Genomic DNA, 326 nt, shown 5'->3' with positions numbered 1-326 from the left:
CAAGCTTGGTCTTGGTGGAGGGCAGGGTGATGTTGGTGAGTTCGGCGGACGTCTGCTTGGCGGCGGCCCATTGGGCGGTGACGGCGGGGGCGCCGAGGGGGTGGTTGTAGAAGGCGACGTCGCTGATCGAGCCGTTGAAGTAGGAGGGGTGGCCGGTGTTGTCGCTGCCGTTGTACAGCGGCTCGTCGGGCCAGGCCCCGCCGGTGAAGCCCGCGCCGACGGTGGCCACGCGCTGGCCGGGGGCGACGATCTGGCCGCTGCGGGTGCCCTGGGCGGCGCCGTCGAGGTAGAGGGTCTGGGTGTCGCCTGCTCCGGTGAGCAGGGCG

The 326-nt window shown here is 71.8% G+C and carries 1 protein-coding gene; it reads right to left on the bottom strand.

Going from position 1 to position 326, the window contains the following annotated elements; genetic code table 11:
• Nucleotides 1-326: hypothetical protein (locus OO57_RS38085; RefSeq protein ID WP_033257517.1), on the bottom strand; the 326-nt coding region annotated here is incomplete at both ends.

Origin of the sequence: Kitasatospora phosalacinea, assembly GCF_000717185.1 — a bacterium.
Taxonomy (GTDB): domain Bacteria; phylum Actinomycetota; class Actinomycetes; order Streptomycetales; family Streptomycetaceae; genus Kitasatospora; species Kitasatospora phosalacinea_A.
Note: the sequence above shows the minus strand (reverse complement) of the source record. Positions and strands in the feature narration are given on the sequence as shown.